The sequence below is a fragment of the Mycobacterium kyorinense genome, assembly GCF_001672775.1.
GTDB classification, from domain to species: Bacteria; Actinomycetota; Actinomycetes; order Mycobacteriales; family Mycobacteriaceae; genus Mycobacterium; species Mycobacterium kyorinense_A.
Map to the genome: position 1 here is coordinate 22,998 of NZ_LZKJ01000055.1, position 19,987 is coordinate 42,984.

The following is a 19,987-nucleotide window of genomic DNA, read 5'->3' on the forward strand; positions in this document are numbered from 1 at the left end:
GGTTATCTTGTCGAGCACCCGAATTGGCCTGCCGACGATCCGGCGACCTGGACCGGTCGCGTCGAGGCAATGCCAGGTTCCACTCCCATACGTCATTGACCGAAGTCAATCAGCTCGGCTTAGATGAGGGGCAGGCATCCCAGGAGGCACCGCGTGGCGTTGGAGCAGTTCCAGCTGGACGGACAGGTGGCGATCGTCACGGGCGCCGGGCGCGGTGTGGGGGCAGGCATCGCCAGGGTGCTGGCGGAAGCAGGCGCCACCGTCGTCGGCACTGCGCGCACCGAGTCGCAAATCAACCAGACGATCAGCGACATCAAGCGCGCCGGCGGCAACGGACTGGCACTCGTGGCAGACGCAATGGACCGGCCCGACAGCGCGCGTGTCGTGGAAACGGCCATGGAGCGCTTCGGGCGCATCGACATCTTGGTCAACAATGTCGGCGGGTCCACCTACGCGCGGTTTCTGGATATCACCGACGAAGACTTCCGGCACACCTTCGATTGGTGTGTGACATCGGCGTTCATGATGAGTCAGCTGGTGGCGCCGCACATGCTCAGCGCCGGGCGCGGCTCTATCGTCAACATTTCCTCGGGCTCTGCCCGATTCGGTATTCGCGCGCTGACCGCATACTGCGTCGCCAAGGGCGGCCTGGAGGCACTCACCCGGGCAATGGCGCAAGAACTTGCGCCCAAGATCCGGGTCAATGCCATCGCGCTTGGCTCGTTCGCCACCGACGGACTGCAAGGAAGCCTGGATTTGATGCCCGGATCGCTGGAGAAGATGCAAGAGCGCATCCCCCTGCATCGCCTTGGCGACGTCGAAGACCTGGGGCGGCTCACGGTGTATCTGTGTACGCGGGACTGCTATGCCACCAACGCCACGTTTCACGTCGACGGCGGCATCGACTCGAACAATTCTCCGTTGCCGATTCCCGACTACTAAGAGATGTTCTGCTCCAGTCCGGTTCGCAGCAGATCCCAGGCGAGCCGGCGAGCTTCGGTGGCTCGGGTGTGCAGCAGCCCCTGGACCGATGCGATGGAATCCGGTTGCGGGGCATCGCCTTCGTCGACGGCGTTGTGCAGATCTTCGGCTACCTCGACCGCCATCAATGCCGCGTCGCCGACACGCTTCAGCGCGTGATGCAAACTGTCGTCTTCGATCAGGAGGCGAGCACTGCGTAGCTCCAACGAGAAATCGTTGACCACCTGACCGATCTGATCGAAGATCGGGCTCATCAAGCGCTGCCGCTCGTCGCGGTCCTCGATGTCCAGGACATCCGAACCCTGTTTCCACAGGGTTGCCAGCTTTTGGCTATGGGTGCCCACGGCGCGGGAGACCTCGATCATGGCTTGCTTCTGCAGTTGATTGCGGAGCTGGACCCGCTCGACGCGAGCCAACTCCCGCTGAGCTTCCATGTCGGCGCGGTGCAATTCCTGCTGCGCCTCGAGCTCGGCGCGGTGCAGCGTGCGCGTCAGGTCCAGTTCACGCGCCCACCGCTGCTCGGCGGTGGCGAGTTCCATTCGCACTCGCTCGACAGCCTGGTCCGCGTGCTGCCTGGCCTGCCGCTGGACGCTGCTGGTCTGCCACAACGACACCAGCGCGACGCCACAAACCGCGGCGCCGAAAAACCACTCCGCCCTGCTTCCCAGCTCGCCGGGACTGAGAAAGATGAACCATACGATCGCCAAACTACCGGCGAAACCGCAGGTCAACCAGCCAATTTCGCGCCATCCCCGGGGCGTGAACCCGCGCGGGGCGGGCCGGATGGGCGCCATCGCTTGCGTTGCCTCGGCGGAGTTGCTGACGTCGCTTACTTCGTCGCGCTCCAGCAGTCCGGTCATCGTCACCTCCCGATTGCTTCAGCCTCCCCGACGCAGATTTCAGCCTAAAGGTCTCAGCGCTCGGGTGGGGATCAGGCCGAACGCCCCGCTGTTGCGAGCGGTTACCCGCGCGGCTTCTCCGTACCCTCGGTGGGGTGAGTGCTGCACCCGAAACCAGCATCGTCCTGGCGGACTGCTTCTCCCGTGATCTCCCGGAGATGGCAGTCCGCTGGACGGCCCGGGAGGTTCGACAGCCGCGGCTGCTCGTGCTCAACCAACCTTTAGCCGCTGAACTGGGTTTCGACGATTCCTGGTTGCGGGGCCCCGACGGGCTGAAGTTTCTGGTCGGCAACCTACTGCCCGCCGGCGCCCAACCCGTCGCGCAGGCCTACGCCGGACACCAGTTCGGCGGATTTGTCCCGCGTCTGGGCGATGGTCGCGCATTGCTGCTCGGCGAGCGGGTCGACATCCATGGCAACCGTCGCGACCTGCACCTCAAGGGATCCGGAGCCACACCGTTTGCCCGCGGCGGTGACGGCATGGCCGCAGTCGGCCCGATGCTGCGCGAGTACGTCGTCAGCGAGGCGATGCACGCTCTGGAAATCCCCACCACCCGATCCCTGGCCGTCATCGCGACCGGGCAGCCGGTGCAACGGGACACACTGCTGCCCGGAGCCGTGCTGTGCCGCGTCGCAAGCAGCCACCTGCGGGTAGGAAGTTTTCAGTTCGCCGCCGTCGCCCGAGACGTCGACTTACTGCGCCGCCTCGCCGATCACGCGATCAGCCGGCATTACCCGGCCGCCGCACAGGCCGAGCAGCCTTACCTCGCACTGTTGGATGCGGTGATCGCCGCTCAGGCGTCGCTGGTGGCGCGCTGGATGCTGGTCGGGTTCGTGCACGGGGTGATGAATACCGACAACATGACGATTTCAGGCGAAACCATCGACTACGGGCCGTGCGCGTTCATGGAAGCCTACGACCCAGCCACGGTGTTCAGCTCGATCGACTTCTGGGGCCGCTACGCGTACGGCAATCAACCCGCGATGGCCGACTGGAACCTCGGCGCGTTCGCCGAAGCACTTCTTCCGCTTTTCGCTGAGGACCGGGAGCACGCCGTCGCGCTCGCGCAGGACTCCCTGGGAAGTTTCCGGCAACGCTATGAGGCCGCCTGGTCGGTCGGCATGCGGGCCAAGCTCGGGCTGACCGACGGCACTGCCGACGACGTGGCGGCGCCGCTGGTCGCGGAGCTGCTTGGGCTGCTGCAGCACAGCCACGTCGACTACACCTCGTTTTTCCGCCAGCTCGGTCGAGCGGCTCGCGGCGACGCGGAGCCCACCCGCGGACTATTCGTCGATCTGGCCGGGTTCGACGCGTGGCTGGCGCGCTGGCTGCCGCTGGGGCCGGACGCGACCCTGATGGACCGGGTCAACCCGGTCTACATTCCCCGCAACCATCTCGTCGAGGAGGCCCTCGCCGCGGCTACCGGCGGCGATCTGCAGCCGGTCGAGCAGCTGCTCACCGCAGTGACCGCCCCCTATGACGAGCGGCCCGGCCTCGAGCGCTACGCCCAGCCGGCGCCGGAGGACTTCGGCGCCTACCAGACCTTCTGCGGCACCTGAGGTTTGGGCTCGGCCGGCGGGCTAACCGCCGACCTCGGCGGGCAAGGGTGGCGGCAACGGCGTGGATGGCGTTGCGGTGGCGGGCGCTGACGGCGTGGGCGCCTTGGGGGCTGGCGCCCCGTGGAAGTCCACCATCGGTTCGTCGCGGATCACCTCATCGCCCGCGCTGACGACCAAAGAGCTTGCTGTGACGGTGTACTCGATGCCGTCGTTTTCCGCGACAAACTTTCCGTTGGCGGACTGCGAGGCCGGGCGGATCAAGGTAGCCCCGTCGCGCACCCGCACGCCGCGGTACTCGTATTGGCCGGCCGGTGTTTTGCAGATCGCCACCCGTGAGGTCTCAGTGCTGCCAAACACCACCGTGGAATTCGGTGTACTGCACCGCGCGGTGGAGTCGAGGTAACCCTGGTCGTCGGTGGCGGGCGCCGCCTGCGCCGACGGCAGCGGCATGAGCAGCCACGCTGCCCACGCTGCTGCTGCGACGGCGGAGCGGAGGCTGGAACACCCGGCGGACGACATCGACGTCCACCAGACCACGACCGGTCGTGTTGTGCGAGGCGCCACGCCGAGTCCGGGCGATCTCTGCGGAAAAGCGCGTTCGCCGATGGCTGTGAAGTCAGTCACCGAGAGGTCGGCTTTCACCAGCTCACATCAAGTAGCGAGCCGCTGCGAACCAAGCTGCCTCGTTTGCCGAGGTTTGCGTTCCACCCGCTGCGGGAACTGAATCGGCTGAGACGGTCGAATGCCGTCGAGCTACGAAATTGGAGGAAATGTGTCGGACAAGAGCGGGCCTGGGGAAGCCATCAGGGGCGTCGTCGAAGGCGCCAAAGGGTTGGCCAAAGAAGCCGCCGGCGCGGTGACCGGCAACGACGAAATGGTCGAGGAGGCGAAGGCTCAGCAAGATAAAGCCGAAGCCCAGCGCAACGCGGCGCGCAAGGAAGCCGAAGCCGAAGCGGCCCGCGGTAGCGCGAAGGCCGCCGAAGCGCGTCAGAAGGCCAACCAGGACAACAACGACTAACACCTCGGCAGAATGGGCCCAGCTGGATTACCGCTGGGCCCATTCTCGTTTTTATGCCGGATTCAGCGGATGGAGTGGCAGCGGGTTGGCTGCTAAGGGATGCTGGGAATCGCAATGGCTGACATCACCATGTTGATCCTCGCCGACCACGACTGGTTCCGCGAACGGTTCGCCAAGCTGGATTACCTGCAGGCGCAGACACCCCTCGACCCGGTGGCACTCGAGCGGGTATGGCATCCGTTGGCCGACAAGCTCGATCTTCACGCCTACATCGAAGAGAAGATCTTTTACCCTCAACTGCTGACGCGCGGTGCCGATGATCCCGAAGGGGAGACGCTCGATGCCATCGGTGATCACAACGACATTCGCGACGGGGTGCGGGCTGCCAACGGATGCCGGGTCGGCACACAGGAGTGGTGGGAAGCGGTCGGACGCACCCGAGTCGCCAATGATGACCACATGGCCGAAGAAGAGCGGGAAGGGCTCTCGGACTTTCGTCGTCATGCCCCGATCGGTCTTCGTGAGGCGCTCGGGCGGCAATACAGCGAGTTCATGTCCGCGCATCCAACCACCGAGGGTGTGCCGATCGTTGATCGCGACCCCGAAAGCTACGTCGAGGAAGTCGCGCGCACCGCGCAGTTCAAAGCCTCCGAGCGCACCGACTTTTCGCTTCATATCGGCAGCCTGAAAGGTCAATGAGCATAGCGCGGTTACGCTATCCGTGTGAGCAGCAAGCAAGTCGCCGGTGGGGTGGTCCACGAGTTGCCGGCAGATCTGCGTGAGGCGCTGATCGTCAACTCCACGGCACTGGCCGCCTGGAACGACATCACGCCGTTGGCGCGCAACGAGTTCATCTGCTGGGTCGAGGACGCCAAGCAGGAGAAGACGCGCGAACGCCGGATTCGCCGGACCCAGGAGGAATTGGAAGAGGGCAAGCGCCGACCCTGCTGTTGGCCGGGCTGCAAGCACCGCGAGCGCAACGGCAGGTGAGCGCGGCCTGGCCCTGCCTTATCCGGTCTTGACGGGGAGGTGCGCCCAACCGCGAACGCTGGACGTGTGGGCCATGACCGCGTTGTCGTAGTCGACTTCCCAGTCCGTCCAGCGCGTGAGGACCTCTTCGAAGGCGACCCGGGCCTCGAGCCGGGCCAATGCAGCGCCGAGGCAAAAGTGCAGCCCCCGACCGAAACTCAGATGCCCTCCCTCTCGGTGGACGTCGTAGCGATCGGGATCGGTGAAGCGCGTTTCGTCGCGATTGGCTGATCCGTTGAGTAACAACATGTAGGACCCCTCGGCCACGATGTGCCCGTAAAGCTCTGTGTCGCAAGCAACGTAACGTGCCTGGACCGGTGACGGGGCCTGGTAGCGCAAGGTCTCCTCGACCGCGGAGGCGATCAGCGACGGTTCGGCAACGAGTTCGCGTCGTTGATCGGGATGTTCGCCGAGCAGCTGCCCCATGAAGCCGATCAGCCGAGCGGTGGTTTCGTTGCCCGCGCCGGCGATCATCGCGGTGTACGCCAGGACTTCGGTGCGGTCGAGCGGGCGCAGCGATCCGGACTGGTCTTCGATCTGTGCGTTGAGCAGATCCGTCATCAGATCATCGGACGGGTGCGTGGCTCGCCAGTCGATGTATTCGGCGAACATCGTGATCGCATCTTCGAAGATGGTCGGACTGATGTCCCCCTGCTGCCGGTCGACAGCTATGCGCTCGTTGTTGCGATCGCGAATAAGCTGTTGCCCGTCCTCTGGAATGCCCAACAGGTAACCGATCGTGCGCATCGGCATGATCGCACCGAGATCGGCGACGAAGTCAAAGCCATCCCGATCACGAAGCGGATCCAGTGCACGCGAACAGAAATCCCGCACCATCCCTTCGACGGCCAGCATCCGGCGCGGAGTGAACACCCCCGACAACAAGCGTCGGTGCAAGTCGTGCAACGGTGGATCCTCGAACAGCAGAATTCCCGGCGGCACTTCGATGCCGCTGAACAGAATGTCGGCGGTGGTGCCGCGGCCGGACCGATAGGTCTGCCAATCGAGTAGCGCCCGGGCGACGTCGTCATAGCGGCTCAACGCATAAAAGTTGTACTTCTCGTTGAAGTACAGCGGCGCCTCCGCGCGCATCCGCTGCCAGATCGGGTACGGATCGTCGTCGATCTCGAAGTCAAATGGGTCGTAGTACAGCTCGGCGGTCGGGTTGGTGATCACTGATCCCTTCTCCTTGCTTCGAACCACACCTGGACGTCCCTACCGCGGTTGGTTTTCCACCCCGGAGAACAGCGGCGCCGTCGGACCTGCGGTCACCCATCCGCCCAGCTTGGTCGCGAGGTGCGGCGCGAACACCGCTCCGTAGAGCAGGTTTCCGACGATGACGACCGCGACGATGGACAGCACCGACGACTGCAGACGGCCCTTCGCCCGCTTGTCGGCCCACATCTCGATGACGTTTCGGCCCTCGGCATCGGTGCGTCCGAGCAGGTAGGTGAAGACCATCATCTGCACGCCCATCGCAAGGGAGTCGTAAATCGGATACTGGTGCTTGGTCCCCTCCGACACCGCAAGCCCCGGGATCACATAGCCATAGTGGAAGATGCCCAGCCGTGCCCCCAGCATGGCGTTGAAAAAGAAGGCCCAGCAGAAGCCCACGACGAGGCCGACGGTGAGCAGCGTGAATGGTCTGCGCCAGTGGAACTTTGCGCTCAGCCACCGTCCCACTGCGGCACCGATGACGGCCGGCAGCACGAAGTAGGAGATGTAGCCGATGGGCACGGACGAGGGCAGCCCACCCCACGTCATGTTCAACGGCCACCACGAGGGCATCCGCGGCAGCGCGGGCGGGAACTGCGCGTACATCGCCCAGTCATAGGGCGCTTCGATCCACGAGAACGAGACCGCCGAGATGCTCAGCAGGAGCAGCGGGTGCACGCGGCGGCGCCGCAAGCTCAGGTACACACCGATCGCAAGGAAGCCAATACCCCCGATGTAGGCGAAGGCAAGGCCGGCCTTCAGCAGTGGGGTCAACTCCGCGCTCACCGGTCGTCCTCGTGGCTGGCGGCCGCGCGTGCTTCGGGATCGAAATAGCTGACCAGGCCGAACACCAGGACGATCAGTCCGAACAACGTGCCGAGCATGATGACCGCGCCCACGCCGATGCCCCTTCCGATACCGACTCCGTACCGTACAGATAGTGGACACTATCTTAAAGATCCGGTGATCGCGACTATCTTCGAAGCCGTCCACCGCCGAGACGCGGTCCGAGGAGTGAATATCCGTGCCCCAGCGCCCTGCCGCCAAGAAGCCGACTGCGGTCGAGACGGCGGCCCGTACTGCACGTCGGCCGCGCGGTGCTCCGCGGACACTGCTGCTCGGTGCTGCGCGTGATCTCTTCGCCCGCCGCGACTACCGCAGCACGACGACCCGCGAAATCGCAGAAGCCGCAGGGGTCACCGAGCATCTGCTCTTCCGCCACTTCGGGTCGAAAGCGGGTCTGTTCCGGGAGGCCCTGGTGCTACCGTTCACCGACTTCGTCGATGAGTTCGGCCGGACGTGGCAATCGGTGGTGCCCGAGGAAACCGACGAAGAGGAGCTGGCGCGGCATTTCGTCGGGCACCTGTACGACGTGCTGGTGGAACACCGCGGGCTGCTGCTGACGCTGCTTGCCTCGGAGACGCTCGGCGACGAGGAAATCGCCGACGCCGGCATTGCCGACATCGGCCGCGCGCTGAGGGTGCTCGGTCAGATCAGCGCGGAGGGCATGCATCTCCGCGGGCTGCGCTCCGGCCAGCCGGACCTACCGGCCCACTCGACCGTGGCGATGATCGCCGGCATGGCGGCATTACGATCCACCTTTTTCGGCCCTAACCAGCCGTCGCGCGAAGCCATCGTCGACGAACTCGTCCAAGCGACCCTGCACGGCTTCCTGCACCGGCAGGCCTGAGCGTATCCCTTGCAGTTCAATTGTTTTCGGTGGCCATTCTGGCTCTCTCCTTCATCGAGGCGACCACTCCGCCGTCGCTGAGGATATCGGTGCCGGTGAGGTAACCGGCTTTGTCGCTCGCGCAGAAGGCCAGCAACTCCGCCATCTCTTCGGGTGTGCCCCACCGTGGCACCGCGGCGTCGGCGACCAGCGCGCCGGCTCCAGCGTGCTCCTCAAGCCGGCCCATCTCGGTGTCGATGGAACCCGGGGAAACCGAAACGATGCGGATGCCCCGGCCGGTGAACCGTTCGGCCTGGAAGGTCGAGTACCACCGGACGAAGCTCTTGCTGATCGCGTACGCCAAACCGGAGCGGGCTTCCTCGGGAACGAGGCTGCACACCGACGCCATTTCCGTCATGAAACGGGCTTCGTCTTTTAGTGCCAGCGGGAAATGCTCTGCCGGGACGAGGTTTTCGGGCAATAAATGGGCGGCCATCGATGCCACGTTGACGATTGCAGAGCCTTCCCCGGCCATGTAGAAGGCCTCGTTGACGTTCAGCGTGCCGATCGCGTTGGTCCGCATGACGTAGTCGGCATCACCCATGCTGGGACTGACCCCGGCAGTGTGGATCACCGAGGCCACCGTCCCCAGACCGGATGCGGTTTCGAGTAGCTCGGTGACTGCCTGTCGGTCGGTGACATCACAGTCGACGGCCGTGGCGGTGATCCCGAGATCCTGCAACGCCTCGGCCGCAGTCTGCAGCCGGTCCTGCCTGACGTCGCAGAGGACAAGAGCGCGGTCTCGGCCGACGATCTTGGCCGTGGCCACACCCATCCCGCCCGCACCGCCGGTGATGACCGCTACTTGATTCATAGGTTCGTCTTCGTCAGCTCGGCGTATCGCATGAGGTGGTGGTCGGTAGTTCCGAACTCGTATTGGATTGCGGTGAGCCGCTTGAAGTAATGCCCGATGGCCAGCTCTTCGGTCATCCCCATGCCTCCGTGCAACTGCACAGCCTGCTGGCCGATGAACCGTGCCGCTCGGCCGACGGTGGCTTTACCCGCCGACACCGCCCGGGCACGGGTCGCCTCGTCGGCTTCGAGTTTGAGGATCGCGAGATAGACCGCGGCGACGGACTGCTCGAGTTCCATATACATGTCGACCATTCGGTGCTGCAGCACCTGAAAACCACCGATCGGCTGCCCGAATTGCTGGCGCTGTTTGCAGTATTCGACGGTGTCCGCCAGAACTTTTCGCATGCAGCCCACCGCTTCGGAGCAGATCGCCGCGGTGCCCTCGTCGCGTGCCCGGGCCAACGAGGAACCTGCCCGGCCCGGCTCGCCGAGTAGCGCCTCGGCCGGCAGCCGCAGATCGTGGAACGTGAGGTCGGCCGCGCGGCGGTCATCGATGGTTCGATACGGATGCACTTCGATACCGGCTGAGCCGACATCGGTGAGGAACAACGAGATTCCGTCGACGCCCGGCGTGTGAGCGGTGATCAGCAGGTGTGTCGCCAACGGGGCAGCCACGACCGTGATCTTGGCGCCGTTCAACACCCAGCCCTCGCTGTCGGGTTCGGCCTGCGCCGACACCTCCTGCCAGCGATCACCTGAGTCCGGCTCGGCGGCGGCCAACGCCACAATCGCAGAGCCGCCAATGATCTTCTCCAGCACCGCTGTCGCCGCTCGGCCGCCTGCCCGACGCAACAGTCCACCGGCAACCACAACCGTTTCCACGTACGGTTCGACCACCAGCGCATGCCCCAATGCCTCGCTGATGATCATGAGTTCCACTGGGCCGCCGCCGATTCCGCCGCTATCTTCGGGCAACGTAGCTCCCAGAATGCCCAGCTCCGTCGCAAAGCCGCGCCAGATGTCGGGCTGCCAACCGGGACCGGTCTTAGCGGCTTGGCGACTCTTGTCCAAGGTGTACCGAGCGGCGAGAAACTTCGCGAGCCCGTCGCGCAATAGTTCCTGCTCATTGGTCAGATTGAAGTCCATCTACAGCCCCAGTGCCGCCTTGGCGAGGATATTCCGCTGAATTTCGTTGCTGCCGGCGTAGATCGAGCCGGCCCTGTCATTGAAGTACCGCAGCGGTGCGACAGCCTGCCACGGCTCGCCGGTGTGGTACCCGTCGGCAGGCGGCACGAACTCGGCGATCGGACCGCCCGGCGCGGTCACATGCGGCTGGTAGGCCCGGCCCCACGGGCCGGCCGCTTCCAGCGCGAGTTCGGTAAGTGCCTGACTGAGTTCGGTGCCAAGGATTTTGAGCATCGACGACGCCGCGCCGGGGTTTCGGCCCCCGGCGGCCGCGGCGAGCACTCGGTATTCGAGAATCTCCAGCACCTCGGCGCGAATCCGCGCATCGGCCAGTTTGCGCGCAAAGGCCTGGTCGTCGGCCAGGCGTCCGCCGCCCGGGCCAGGCTGGTGCTGGGCCGCTGCCCCGATCTCCTCGGCCGCCACTTGCAGCGCCGGCGCCACGGCACCACCGCCGCGCTCGAATTCCAGGAGATACTTGGCAACCGTCCAGCCGCTGTCGATCTCACCGACGACGTTGGCCTTGGGCACCCGCACCTCGTCGAAGAACACCTGATTTTGGATCTGTTCGCCCGACGTCATCACCAGCGGGCGAATCTCAATGCCCGGCGAGGTCATGTCAATCAGCACGAACGTGATGCCCTGCTGCTTCTTCTCCATGCGCGAGGTGCGCACCAGCGCGAACATCCAATTGGCCTCGGCGGCATGGGTGGTCCAGATCTTGCTGCCGGTACACACCAAATCGTCGCCGTCGGCGATGGCCGCCATCGACAGCGCGGCCAGATCCGATCCCGCTTCCGGCTCGGAGTAGCCCTGGCAGAAGAAGACCTCACCGGTCAGGATTCGCGGCAGGAAGTAGTTTTTCTGCGCCTCGGTTCCGTACGCGATGATGGCGTGCGCGACCATCCGAATCCCCATCGGGGACAACGACGGTGCGCCCGCCAACACCGATTCGCGGCTGAAAATGTAGTGCTGGGTCAGACTCCAGTCGCAGCCGCCGTATTCGACCGGCCACGCCGGCGCGGCCCAGCCCCGTTCGTGCAGAATCGCCTGCCACGCCATGCTCGCGTCGTGCTCGGCGTAGACACTGGTCATCAATCGGCCGGCGCGCCGCAACTCCGCAGTGAGTTTGTCGTCGAGAAACTGCCGGACCTCGTCGCGGAATGCCCGCTCTTCCGTTGACCACTGCAGATCCATGAGTTTCCCGGCCGCGACGTCGTATCCGTGTGATGTCCGCGTGAGTCTAACTCAGGCTGCGTGAGTGTCCGGGGTGCGCACATGCTCGGGGCGGACGCCTCGGCCGAAGGTGATCGGCGGGATGAATTGCAACGGACCCCGACCGATGATCTTCGGGATCCGGATCGGGGACAGGTCACCCGTCAGGTTCGGCGCAACTGCCCTGTCCTGAGCGAACACTTGGATGGCCTGGATGATCCGGGTCGGCAGCTCTCGCCGGCGCTGCACTTTGGCGAGATCGGCATTGCTGAGGCGGCCCTCGCGCAGCGGGCCGCACAAGATGTTGGCCGCCGCCACCGCATCGGCAACGGCGAGGTTGATGCCGACCCCGCCAATCGGTGACATGGCATGGGCGGCATCGCCGATGCACAGCAGGCCGGTGCGCCACCACGTCTTGAGCCGGTCCACCCGCACGTCGAGTTGACTGGTCTCGTCCCAGGATTCGAGGTCGTCGACGTGTTCGCGCAACTGCGGTCGCACCGACACGATGCGCTGCTTGAACGCCTCAAGTGGCTCGTCGCGGGGGTTCGCGCCTTTCGGCATCAGATACGCGATCTGCCAATAGTCGCTGCGGTAGATCAGCGCCATGGTGAAGCCCTTGCGGATCACCCCGTACAGCTCCTGCGGGTCGCCGGGGCGCCAGTTCAACCGGAACCAGAGCACGTCCATCGGAGAGTGCGCCGCAGCGGTCTCCAGCCCGGCCGCGGCCCGCACCGCGGACTTGCGCCCGTCCGCGCCGACCACTAAGTCCGCCCGCACTTCGAGGTCAGGCGTGCGCACCCCGATCACCCGATCGCCATCGAAGATCAGATCTTTGACCTCCGCGTTGCGGATCAACGTGAATTCCGGGTAGGCAGAAGCCTTTTCAGTGAGGAAGTCGAGAAAGTCCCACTGGGGCATCAATGCGATGTAGGGGTGCTTGAAGCCCAGGCGTTTGAGCACGCCGAACGTGCCGAAGGTGCGTATCGAGCCGTCGGTGTCGAAGGCGACACGGTTGACCTTGGTGTGCGGTAAACGCAAGAGCTCGTCGACGATGCCCAGCTCGTCCATGATGCGCAGGGTGCTCGGATGCACAGTGTCGCCGCGGAAGTCGCGCAGGAAGTCAGTGTGCTTCTCCAACACGACAACCGGAATCCCGGCTCGGGCAAGCAGGAGGGCGTGCACCAGGCCGGCCGGGCCGCCGCCGGCCACGCATACCTTGGTCTGGATAGCTCGCGTCATGGTCTGACAGTACTGTTCGGCGATCGCAACCGTCCGGCTGTCTTATTGACAATTTGTCATCGCGCGAAGATCGCCACGGCGCGTCATATGGCGCATTACAGTGCTTGCGTGGGCGGACGTCTGTTAGCTAACCAGCGGGGCCGGTGGCTGGCCTTGGCGGGCTCACTCGTCGTGGTCGGCGGAATGCTGTATGCCCAAGGGGCGGAGACTCCGTGCTGCGCAAAGTCGGCGGCGGTCGCACAGACGGATGCCAAACCAGGACAAGGCGCCCCGCCGGTCGCCGGCCACTCGGAGCCGCACATCGCCAGTGCCGCTGAGGTCAGCTCGTTGGCGGCCAATGCGCCCGCGGCTGCCCAGCAATTCGATTTCGACTTACCCGCCGGGGTCGCGCCGGAACAGGGACTGCAGGTCAAGACCATCTGGGCGGCTCGTGCCATCAGCGTGTTGTTTCCACAGATCACCACCATCGGCGGGTACCGGCAGGATGCCTTGCAATGGCATCCCAACGGACTGGCGATCGACGTGATGATCCCCAACCATCACACGCCCGAAGGTATCGAGCTCGGCAACCAGATCGCCGGGTATGCGTTGGCGAATGCCAGACGGTGGGGTGTGCTCCACGTCATTTGGAGGCAGAAGTTTTACCCGGGCATCGGCGCGCCGAGCTGGACGGCCGACTACGGGTCGGAAACCCTCAACCATTACGACCACGTTCATATCGCCACCAACGGCGGCGGATACCCGAGCGGGCGGGAAACCTACTCCATCGGATCGATGAGTCCCGCGCCCTCGCAATGACGGTGCGCTAGCGGTTGTCGTCCGAAGGCTTCAGCACAAAGTCCACGATGATGCCCGCCATGGCGTCAATTGCGCTGCGGGCGATGACTTCATAACCGTGGGTGCTCAGCGTCGGCAGGCACAGCAACCCCGCGCGCGGCGTCAGCCCCGCAGCCTTGGCGTGCGAAGCGTCGGTTTCGAACGCGCCCAACACCGCGGCCTGGGGTTGTAGCCCCCGGTCGGCGGCGATCGTCATCAGCCGGTCGGCGACGTCTTTGTCGTAGACACACAAGGCGTCGCTGTAGCCGACGATGGGCCCGCCGGTGACGCTCGTCGCGTACTCCTGCTCGGTAGGCCCGACCTCCAAAGCGAGGGTGAGATTGCCCGGTAGCGCGGCGCTGGCATACGTGCCGCCGACTCCGCCGATCTCCTCGTTGGTGGTGAACACCAGATAGGCGTCGGCGGCGGGTCGCTGGCCTGACTCGCGCAGCTGGCGTGCGGCGCGCAGCAGGGCGGTTACCGCGGCGCGGTCGTCGAGGAAGTACGCGCCGAGGTAGTCGCCGAACTTGACCAGTGTTCGCTTGCTCCGGTCCACGCACACCCGGGTGCCGGCGCGTACCCCGGCGGCGGCCAGCTCATCGGTGCTGCGGCCGGTGAAGACATAGACATGCTGCCAATCCAGCGCCTTGTCGCCCTGATCAGGTTTGGTTTCCCAGATTCGCGGGCTCTCCTTGGTGGTGTGTTCGGAGCCGAGGGTGAGCACTCCGGTAAGGGTTTCGTGGTCGCCGAGCACCGCCACCGGCCCGAGCCCGAAGTTGCCCGGATACATCGTTCCCAACTCCGTCAGGTGCAGCGAACCATCGGGTTCGATCCGCTTGACGAGCATGGCCAGTTCGTCCATATGGGCCATGACGCGCGTCGCGGAGATGGGTCCGGCGGTCGATGCCAACCGGTGGCGGTGCTGGCGCGTCGCAGCATCGTCGCCGGAACTGTCGGCCGCGCCGATGTAGCCGATCAGGTTCCCGGCGTCGTCGATCCACATGTCGTCGACGAGCGGTTGCAGTTCGCGGGCGCACACGGCGCGCACCGCCTCTTCCTGGCCGCACGGCCCGTAGGCCCACAGCAGTTCTTGCAGCAGGTCTGCGGTGGAGTTGTCGGACTGTCCCATCGGTTTCCTTTCCGCTACTCCAACGGTATAGGTGCCGGCTGGCGCAAGTGGTAGCCGCAAACGCGGCGGCAGGCCATGCTAGAAGGTGGGGCCGCACAAGTTCGGCTGGCACCCGTGGGGTCGCGTCAGACGGCCCGATGCAGGAACGAAGGAAGGACTGTTGTGAACGAAGAGCAACGCACCAGGATGGAGTCCGGGCAGGGCTTCATCGCTGCGCTGGACCAGAGCGGTGGCAGCACCCCTAAAGCTCTCAAGCTCTACGGCGTTGCGGAGGACGCGTACGACAACGACGAGCAGATGTTCGATCTCATCCACGAAATGCGTGAGCGGCTGATGGCAAGTCCGAGCTTCACCGGCGACAAAGTTCTGGCAACGATCCTGTTCGAGCAGACCATGGACCGCAGCATCAACGGCGAGGACACCGCAGCGTTCCTGTGGAAGCAGAAGCGCATCGTCCCGTTCGTGAAGGTCGACCAAGGGCTCAGCGATGCCGAAAACGGGGTGCAGCTGATGAAGCCGATGACCAAGCTCGACTCGCTCCTGGATCGGGCGGTCGACAAGGGCATCTTCGGGACCAAAATGCGTTCGTTCGTCCAAGAACCGAACGAGCAGGGCATCAAGACCATCGTCGAGCAGCAGTTCGAGTACGGGCACAAGATCGCCGAGCGTGGGCTGATGCCGATCCTGGAGCCCGAGGTGAGCATCAAATGCCCCGACAAGGTGAAAGCGGACAACCTACTGGTGGAAGCGCTGCACGCCAAGCTCGATGAGTTGGCAGCAGACGGGCAAGTAATGCTCAAGCTGACTTTGCCGGACGAAAACAACCTCTATACGCCGTTGATCGAGCATCCCCGAGTTCTGCGGGTGGTCGCGTTGTCCGGTGGCTACAGCCTCGCGGAAAGTTGCACGATCCTGGCCGAATGCCACCACCTGATCGCGAGCTTCTCTCGAGCGCTGACCGAGGGGCTGACTGCCGACCAGAGCGACGCGGAATTCGACGAGAAGCTCGGATCGAACATCGAGGAGATTTACACGGCCTCGCTGACGTAACCGGGCGCTCGCCTAGCCTGATGCTTCCGAGGTGTGGTGTTAGGTTCAACGGCGGGCGAAGGAGGTACGCGTATGGCGTCAGGTCTGTATGGATTTCTGACCATCGTCACCCTCGCGCTCGCGTTGGTGTTCGCCGCGTTTGCTGCTGTCTACGTAAAGCGGCTGGCGGACCGAGCGCCTACTGCGATAGGCGACGACATTGGCAGCGCCAAAGTTGTTGTGCGTAAGGTGCGCAACCGGGAAGCGCTATCGTCCGATGAATTGGACTTTGCCAAGCAACTCGTTGCGGCTCGCGGTTCCTTGATGGCGCTGTGCATCCCCGGTGCTTTGTTCATGGTGGGATGCTTTTACGTGTTTGGCAGTCTGTACCACCTGCACGGAGCGACGCCCTCCGAACGCACATTTCTCGGCGTGTTTCCGATGTTGGCCTCGATGAACTTCACGACGCAGATTTTGCGCAGCGCACGGTTGAAAAGGCGTCTGCAAAAGTTGGCTTAACGCGCACAAGGCATGTGCTGCTTCCGTTTCGTCGGCTCTGCCGACGGCACCAACAAGTGATAATGTCCGACACCGTCTACTGGCATTCCGGACAGGCTGGTAAGGTCAGTACGGCCCACATATCAACCTGGTTGATATGTGGGTAGGCATGTGGCGCTGACGCGTGGGTGGGGGCCGAAGCGAGACCGGGGCCGGATTCCGAAAGGTGATGGCGTGAGCCCTCGTTCAGTCGGCAGGACTGTCTTGGCGCGATTCTGGATGCCTTTGGTTGCCGTCGTTGCGGTCACGGTGGGCGCGGTGTGCATGTGGAAGGTGCATCAATTCTCCGCTCCCCCGCCCGTCGTCACCGTCAATGGTCCGGCAGCACCTGAGCAGACCACCCCCAAGCAGCTCACGTATGAGTTGTTCGGCTCGGCCGGAGAAGGCGGGATGCTCGTCTACTTGGACATCGACGGGCATCCGCATCAAATTGATCTCACGACGTTGCCGTGGTCCCACACGGAGACGACGACGCTCACCGTGGTGTCCGGCAGCATCTCGGCACAGGTTCACGGAGGCCAACTCGGCTGCCGGATGCTGGTGAACGGCGTTGTCCGCGACGAGCAATCCGATACCCACGCGGACGCACACGTCATGTGCAGGGTGAAATCTGCATGAGCGAGCACCGAATGAAACGGCCCTTCTTCCCCCGAATGGTCCGCGTCTTCGCCATACCGATCATCGCGTTCTGGGCCCTGCTCGCCGTGTCGACGAACACGTTCATGCCGCAGGTCGAACGGGTCGCGGAAGAACTCGCGGGGCCGATGGTTCCGCACTATGCGCCCTCGCAGCGGGCACTGCTGCACATCGGCGAGAAATTCCACGAATCCGATTCGACCAACTTGACCATGGTTGTGCTGGAAGCCGACCGGCCGTTGGGCGATGCGGACCACCAGTATTACGACGATTTGGTGCGCCGCCTCAAGCGTGATCCCACCCACGTGCAGTACGTGATGGATCTGTGGGGGAAGCCGATCACCGCGGCGGGGGCGCAGAGCGTCGACGGCAAGGCCGCGTACGTGCTGTTGCGCCTCGCAGGCGATATCGGCCAGATGGAAGCGAATGAGTCGGTCAACGCGGTTCGGCATATCGTCGCGAACGAAATGCCGCCGCCCGGGCTCAAGGTCTACGTCAGCGGCGCTGCTCCGCTCGCCTCGGACACGGTGGCTATCGCCAATTCGAGCTTGAACAACATCACGATCGTGACGATCTTCCTCATCGTCGGGATGTTGCTGTTGGTTTACCGCTCCATCACCAATCTGCTGGTGCCCCTGCTCGGGGTTTTGATCGAGATGCTGGTCGCGAAGGGGGTTGTCGCCACCCTCGGGCATTTGGGATACATCGAGCTCTCGTCATTCGCCGTCAATATCGTCGTCGCGCTGACCCTGGGAGCAGGCACGGACTATGGCATCTTCTTGATGGGCCGCTATCACGAGGCGCGACAGGCCGGCGAAGGCAGGGAGGCGGCGTTTTACACCGCCTACAAGAGCGTCACGCCCATCATCCTCGGCTCGGGCCTGACGATCGCGGGGGCATGTTTCTGCTTGATTTTCGCGCGCCTCAACTACTTCCACACCATGGGGCCGGCCGTCGCCATCGCGATGCTCTTCAACATCGCGGCCGCGTTGACACTCGGCCCGGCCATCTTGACCGTGGGCAGCCTTTTCGGGCTCTTCGACCCGAAAGCCAAGGCCAAAGCGCAGCTGTATCGGCGGATCGGCACGAGCGTGGTGCGGTGGCCGGTGCCGATCTTCGTGGCCAGTTCCGCGGCCGTCGTGCTCGGGGCGATTTTCGTGCCAACGTATCGGCAGAACTACGACGACCGTCAGTACCAACCGCACGGTGCCCCCGCCAATCAGGGTTTCGCGGCGGCGGATCGGCACTTTCCGAAGAGCAAGCTGTTCTCCGAGATGCTGATGATCGAGACGGATCATGACATGCGGAACTCGGCTGACTTCATTTCGTTGGACCGGGCGGCCAAGAGTCTCATTCGCCTTCCCGGTGTCGCGATGGTGCAAAGCATCACCAGGCCCCTGGGCCGGCCCTTGGAACATGCCACGCTGCCCTACTTGTTCACCACGCAGGGCAGCGGGAACGGTCAACAGCTTCCGTTCAACAAGCAGCAAAACGCCAATACCGATCAGCAAGCACAGATTACGACACACACCGTCGAAGTCTTGCGGCAGGAGATCGTCTTCTTCCAACGGATGTCGGATGAGCTGCACAAGACGGTGCTCACCGTCGAGGATCTGCAACAGATTACCGATGAGATGAACTCGGAGATCTCCAACCTCGACGACTTCTTCCGGCCGATCAAGAGCTACTTCTTTTGGGAGAAGCATTGTTTCGACATTCCGATCTGCTGGGCATTCAGATCGCTATTCGAGGGCCTCGACAACATCGACCACCTGGCTGCTGACATCAAGGACGCCAGAACCTCCCTCGAGGCCCTGGACAGGCTGTTGCCGCAAGTCATCACCCAGCTGAAGCTCACTGCCGACGACTCGGAGGCGTTGGCCGCGCTGTTGGTCAGCAGCTACGGCCAGTCGTCGCTGCAGTCCACCCAGACCGACCAGACATTCGACGACCTGGTCAATGTGGGACTCGATTTCGATCGTTCCCGCAGCGATGACTTCTTCTACATCCCCCGCGAGGGCTTCGACAACGAAGACGTCAAAACCGGTATGGCGCTGCTGATGTCGCCCGACGGCCAGGCTGCCCGCTTCATCGTCACCCACGAGGGCAACGCCATGGGTCCGGAAGGGGTGCAGCATGTCGAACAGTTCCCCACAGCGATAACCGCGGCGCTGAAAGAGACCTCGTTGGCTGGCGCGAGGGTGTATATCGGCGGGTCTGGATCCAACGATAAGGACATCAAAGAGTACGCCGCGTCCGATCTGCTGATCGTGGCGATCGCGGCCTTCGTGCTGATCTTCTTGATCATGCTGTTCCTCACGCGAAGTCTGATGGCCGCCTTGGTGATTCCCGGCACCGTGGCGTTCTCCTACGCCGGGGCGTTCGGGCTCTCGATCCTCGTCTGGCAGCACCTGATCGGCCTGCCGCTGCACTGGTTGATACTGCCGCTGACGTTCATCATCCTGGTGGCGGTGGGTTCGGACTACAACCTGCTATTGATCGTTCGCGTCAAAGAGGAGCTTCACGCCGGATTGAATACCGGTCTGATCCGTGCGCTGGGAAGTACCGGTGGTGTGGTGACATCTGCGGGATTGGTATTCGCGTTCACGATGCTGGCAATGCTGACAAGCGATCTCAGATCGATCGGTCAGGTGGGTTCGACAGTATGTATCGGCCTGCTGCTCGACACGTTGATCGTGCGTTCGTTTGTCGTGCCGTGCATCGTCAGAATCCTCGGACCGTGGTTCTGGTGGCCAACGCTGGTGCGTTCCCGCCCGCTACCGCAGCGGTGAGACCTGCCGCGTGGTCATCGCCCGGCGATGACCTTCGCGGTGATGACGCCGAGCTTGAGCATGCCAAGCCAGGTCGAGGGGGTGAGCAGCGTCGGCCACCCGGTGCGAGCACGATCTGCACTGAGGTCCCGCCCGGCGAATCGGTCACGCAGCCATCGCAGCG

At 64.0% G+C, this 19,987-nt stretch carries 20 protein-coding genes and 1 pseudogene; 11 read left to right on the top strand and 10 right to left on the bottom strand.

Annotation, left to right across the window (positions count from 1 at the left end; genetic code table 11):
* Window positions 1–153 precede the first annotated feature (153 nt).
* Window positions 154–942 carry an SDR family NAD(P)-dependent oxidoreductase gene (locus A5707_RS05315; RefSeq protein WP_065013473.1) on the top strand — a complete coding sequence of 263 codons (789 nt, stop codon included), beginning with the start codon at window positions 154–156 and terminating at the stop codon, window positions 940–942.
* Here the strand turns inward: A5707_RS05315 and A5707_RS05320 are convergent.
* Window positions 939–1,841: a hypothetical protein gene (locus A5707_RS05320; protein ID WP_065013474.1), complete on the bottom strand. Its 903-nt coding sequence runs from the start codon at window positions 1,839–1,841 to the stop codon at window positions 939–941. The two genes, A5707_RS05315 and A5707_RS05320, sit on opposite strands and share 4 nt — an antisense overlap.
* 134 nt (window positions 1,842–1,975) lie before the next feature.
* Here A5707_RS05320 and A5707_RS05325 point away from each other — a divergent pair, with 134 nt between their 5' ends.
* On the top strand, window positions 1,976–3,439 hold the full coding sequence (locus tag A5707_RS05325; protein ID WP_065013475.1) for a protein adenylyltransferase SelO: 1,464 nt from the start codon (window positions 1,976–1,978) through the stop codon (window positions 3,437–3,439).
* A 21-nt stretch (window positions 3,440–3,460) separates the two neighbouring features.
* Here A5707_RS05325 and A5707_RS05330 read toward each other — a convergent pair whose 3' ends face one another.
* Window positions 3,461–3,958 (bottom strand): hypothetical protein, encoded by a 498-nt coding sequence (locus A5707_RS05330; protein WP_065013489.1) that lies wholly within the window; start codon window positions 3,956–3,958, stop codon window positions 3,461–3,463.
* A 253-nt stretch (window positions 3,959–4,211) separates the two neighbouring features.
* On the opposite strand from A5707_RS05330, the gene A5707_RS05335 reads away from it, so the two are divergent.
* From A5707_RS05335 to A5707_RS05345, 3 genes are all read left to right on the top strand, one after another.
* On the top strand, window positions 4,212–4,457 hold the full coding sequence (locus A5707_RS05335) for a general stress protein CsbD (RefSeq protein ID WP_065013490.1): 246 nt from the start codon (window positions 4,212–4,214) through the stop codon (window positions 4,455–4,457).
* 114 nt (window positions 4,458–4,571) lie between these two features.
* The gene (locus A5707_RS05340; protein WP_065013491.1) at window positions 4,572–5,156 is read left to right on the top strand and encodes a hemerythrin domain-containing protein; all 585 of its coding nucleotides are present in this window, start codon (window positions 4,572–4,574) and stop codon (window positions 5,154–5,156) included.
* A gap of 24 nt (window positions 5,157–5,180) precedes the next feature.
* A complete protein-coding gene (locus tag A5707_RS05345) occupies window positions 5,181–5,447 on the top strand; it encodes a YdeI/OmpD-associated family protein (protein ID WP_065013476.1) in 267 nt (88 codons plus the stop codon).
* Window positions 5,448–5,465: 18 nt separating this feature from the next.
* Here the strand turns inward: A5707_RS05345 and A5707_RS05350 are convergent, their stop codons facing one another.
* Window positions 5,466–6,662, bottom strand: coding sequence for a cytochrome P450 (locus A5707_RS05350; protein WP_156657579.1), 1,197 nt, complete (start codon window positions 6,660–6,662; stop codon window positions 5,466–5,468).
* 39 nt (window positions 6,663–6,701) lie between these two features.
* The gene (locus A5707_RS05355; protein ID WP_065013477.1) at window positions 6,702–7,487 is read right to left on the bottom strand and encodes a spirocyclase AveC family protein; all 786 of its coding nucleotides are present in this window, start codon (window positions 7,485–7,487) and stop codon (window positions 6,702–6,704) included.
* 238 nt (window positions 7,488–7,725) lie between these two features.
* Between A5707_RS05355 and A5707_RS05360 the strand changes: the two genes are divergently transcribed.
* A complete protein-coding gene (locus A5707_RS05360) occupies window positions 7,726–8,391 on the top strand; it encodes a TetR/AcrR family transcriptional regulator (RefSeq protein WP_065013478.1) in 666 nt (221 codons plus the stop codon).
* A 16-nt stretch (window positions 8,392–8,407) separates the two neighbouring features.
* On the opposite strand, the gene A5707_RS05365 is transcribed toward A5707_RS05360, so the two are convergent.
* The 4 genes from A5707_RS05365 to A5707_RS05380 are packed head-to-tail and all read right to left on the bottom strand — an operon-like array spanning window position 8,408 to window position 12,864.
* Window positions 8,408–9,244, bottom strand: a complete 837-nt coding sequence (locus A5707_RS05365) for an SDR family oxidoreductase (RefSeq protein WP_065013479.1) — start codon at window positions 9,242–9,244, stop codon at window positions 8,408–8,410.
* Complete coding sequence (locus A5707_RS05370) at window positions 9,241–10,371, bottom strand: acyl-CoA dehydrogenase family protein (protein WP_065013480.1); 1,131 nt, start codon at window positions 10,369–10,371, stop codon at window positions 9,241–9,243. The genes A5707_RS05365 and A5707_RS05370 overlap by 4 nt, the downstream gene beginning before the upstream one ends.
* On the bottom strand, window positions 10,372–11,604 hold the full coding sequence (locus A5707_RS05375; protein ID WP_065013481.1) for an acyl-CoA dehydrogenase family protein: 1,233 nt from the start codon (window positions 11,602–11,604) through the stop codon (window positions 10,372–10,374).
* A 51-nt stretch (window positions 11,605–11,655) separates the two neighbouring features.
* On the bottom strand, window positions 11,656–12,864 hold the full coding sequence (locus tag A5707_RS05380; RefSeq protein ID WP_082969263.1) for an FAD-dependent oxidoreductase: 1,209 nt from the start codon (window positions 12,862–12,864) through the stop codon (window positions 11,656–11,658).
* An 87-nt stretch (window positions 12,865–12,951) separates the two neighbouring features.
* On the opposite strand from A5707_RS05380, the gene A5707_RS05385 reads away from it, so the two are divergent.
* Window positions 12,952–13,662: a glycoside hydrolase gene (locus A5707_RS05385; protein ID WP_156657582.1), complete on the top strand. Its 711-nt coding sequence runs from the start codon at window positions 12,952–12,954 to the stop codon at window positions 13,660–13,662.
* A gap of 7 nt (window positions 13,663–13,669) precedes the next feature.
* On the opposite strand, the gene A5707_RS05390 is transcribed toward A5707_RS05385, so the two are convergent.
* A complete protein-coding gene (locus A5707_RS05390) occupies window positions 13,670–14,809 on the bottom strand; it encodes a M42 family metallopeptidase (protein WP_065013483.1) in 1,140 nt (379 codons plus the stop codon).
* A gap of 162 nt (window positions 14,810–14,971) precedes the next feature.
* Between A5707_RS05390 and A5707_RS05395 the strand changes: the two genes are divergently transcribed.
* From A5707_RS05395 to A5707_RS05410, 4 genes are all read left to right on the top strand, one after another.
* Window positions 14,972–15,859, top strand: coding sequence for a fructose bisphosphate aldolase (locus tag A5707_RS05395; protein ID WP_065013484.1), 888 nt, complete (start codon window positions 14,972–14,974; stop codon window positions 15,857–15,859).
* Between the two features lie 72 nt (window positions 15,860–15,931).
* Entirely contained in the window at window positions 15,932–16,357 is a 426-nt protein-coding gene (locus A5707_RS05400; RefSeq protein WP_065013485.1) for a hypothetical protein, read from the top strand.
* 258 nt (window positions 16,358–16,615) lie between these two features.
* Window positions 16,616–17,014 (top strand): MmpS family transport accessory protein, encoded by a 399-nt coding sequence (locus A5707_RS05405; RefSeq protein WP_065013486.1) that lies wholly within the window; start codon window positions 16,616–16,618, stop codon window positions 17,012–17,014.
* Window positions 17,011–19,824, top strand: a complete 2,814-nt coding sequence (locus A5707_RS05410; RefSeq protein ID WP_065013487.1) for an RND family transporter — start codon at window positions 17,011–17,013, stop codon at window positions 19,822–19,824. The genes A5707_RS05405 and A5707_RS05410 overlap by 4 nt, the downstream gene beginning before the upstream one ends.
* 14 nt (window positions 19,825–19,838) lie before the next feature.
* On the opposite strand, the pseudogene A5707_RS24350 reads toward A5707_RS05410, so the two are convergent.
* Window positions 19,839–19,987, bottom strand: a pseudogene (locus A5707_RS24350) (lipase); the annotation flags it as partial.

Coding starts and splice junctions, on each gene's coding strand:
- A5707_RS05320 (WP_065013474.1), bottom strand. CDS start 1,841: ATGACCGGACTGCTGGAGCGCGACGAAGTAAGCGACGTCAGCAACTCC.
- A5707_RS05330 (WP_065013489.1), bottom strand. CDS start 3,958: ATGTCGTCCGCCGGGTGTTCCAGCCTCCGCTCCGCCGTCGCAGCAGCA.
- A5707_RS05340 (WP_065013491.1), top strand. CDS start 4,572: ATGGCTGACATCACCATGTTGATCCTCGCCGACCACGACTGGTTCCGC.
- A5707_RS05365 (WP_065013479.1), bottom strand. CDS start 9,244: ATGAATCAAGTAGCGGTCATCACCGGCGGTGCGGGCGGGATGGGTGTG.
- A5707_RS05370 (WP_065013480.1), bottom strand. CDS start 10,371: ATGGACTTCAATCTGACCAATGAGCAGGAACTATTGCGCGACGGGCTC.
- A5707_RS05375 (WP_065013481.1), bottom strand. CDS start 11,604: ATGGATCTGCAGTGGTCAACGGAAGAGCGGGCATTCCGCGACGAGGTC.
- A5707_RS05380 (WP_082969263.1), bottom strand. CDS start 12,864: ATGACGCGAGCTATCCAGACCAAGGTATGCGTGGCCGGCGGCGGCCCG.
- A5707_RS05385 (WP_156657582.1), top strand. CDS start 12,952: ATGGCGCATTACAGTGCTTGCGTGGGCGGACGTCTGTTAGCTAACCAG.
- A5707_RS05390 (WP_065013483.1), bottom strand. CDS start 14,809: ATGGGACAGTCCGACAACTCCACCGCAGACCTGCTGCAAGAACTGCTG.
- A5707_RS05400 (WP_065013485.1), top strand. CDS start 15,932: ATGGCGTCAGGTCTGTATGGATTTCTGACCATCGTCACCCTCGCGCTC.
- A5707_RS05405 (WP_065013486.1), top strand. CDS start 16,616: ATGCCTTTGGTTGCCGTCGTTGCGGTCACGGTGGGCGCGGTGTGCATG.
- A5707_RS05410 (WP_065013487.1), top strand. CDS start 17,011: ATGAGCGAGCACCGAATGAAACGGCCCTTCTTCCCCCGAATGGTCCGC.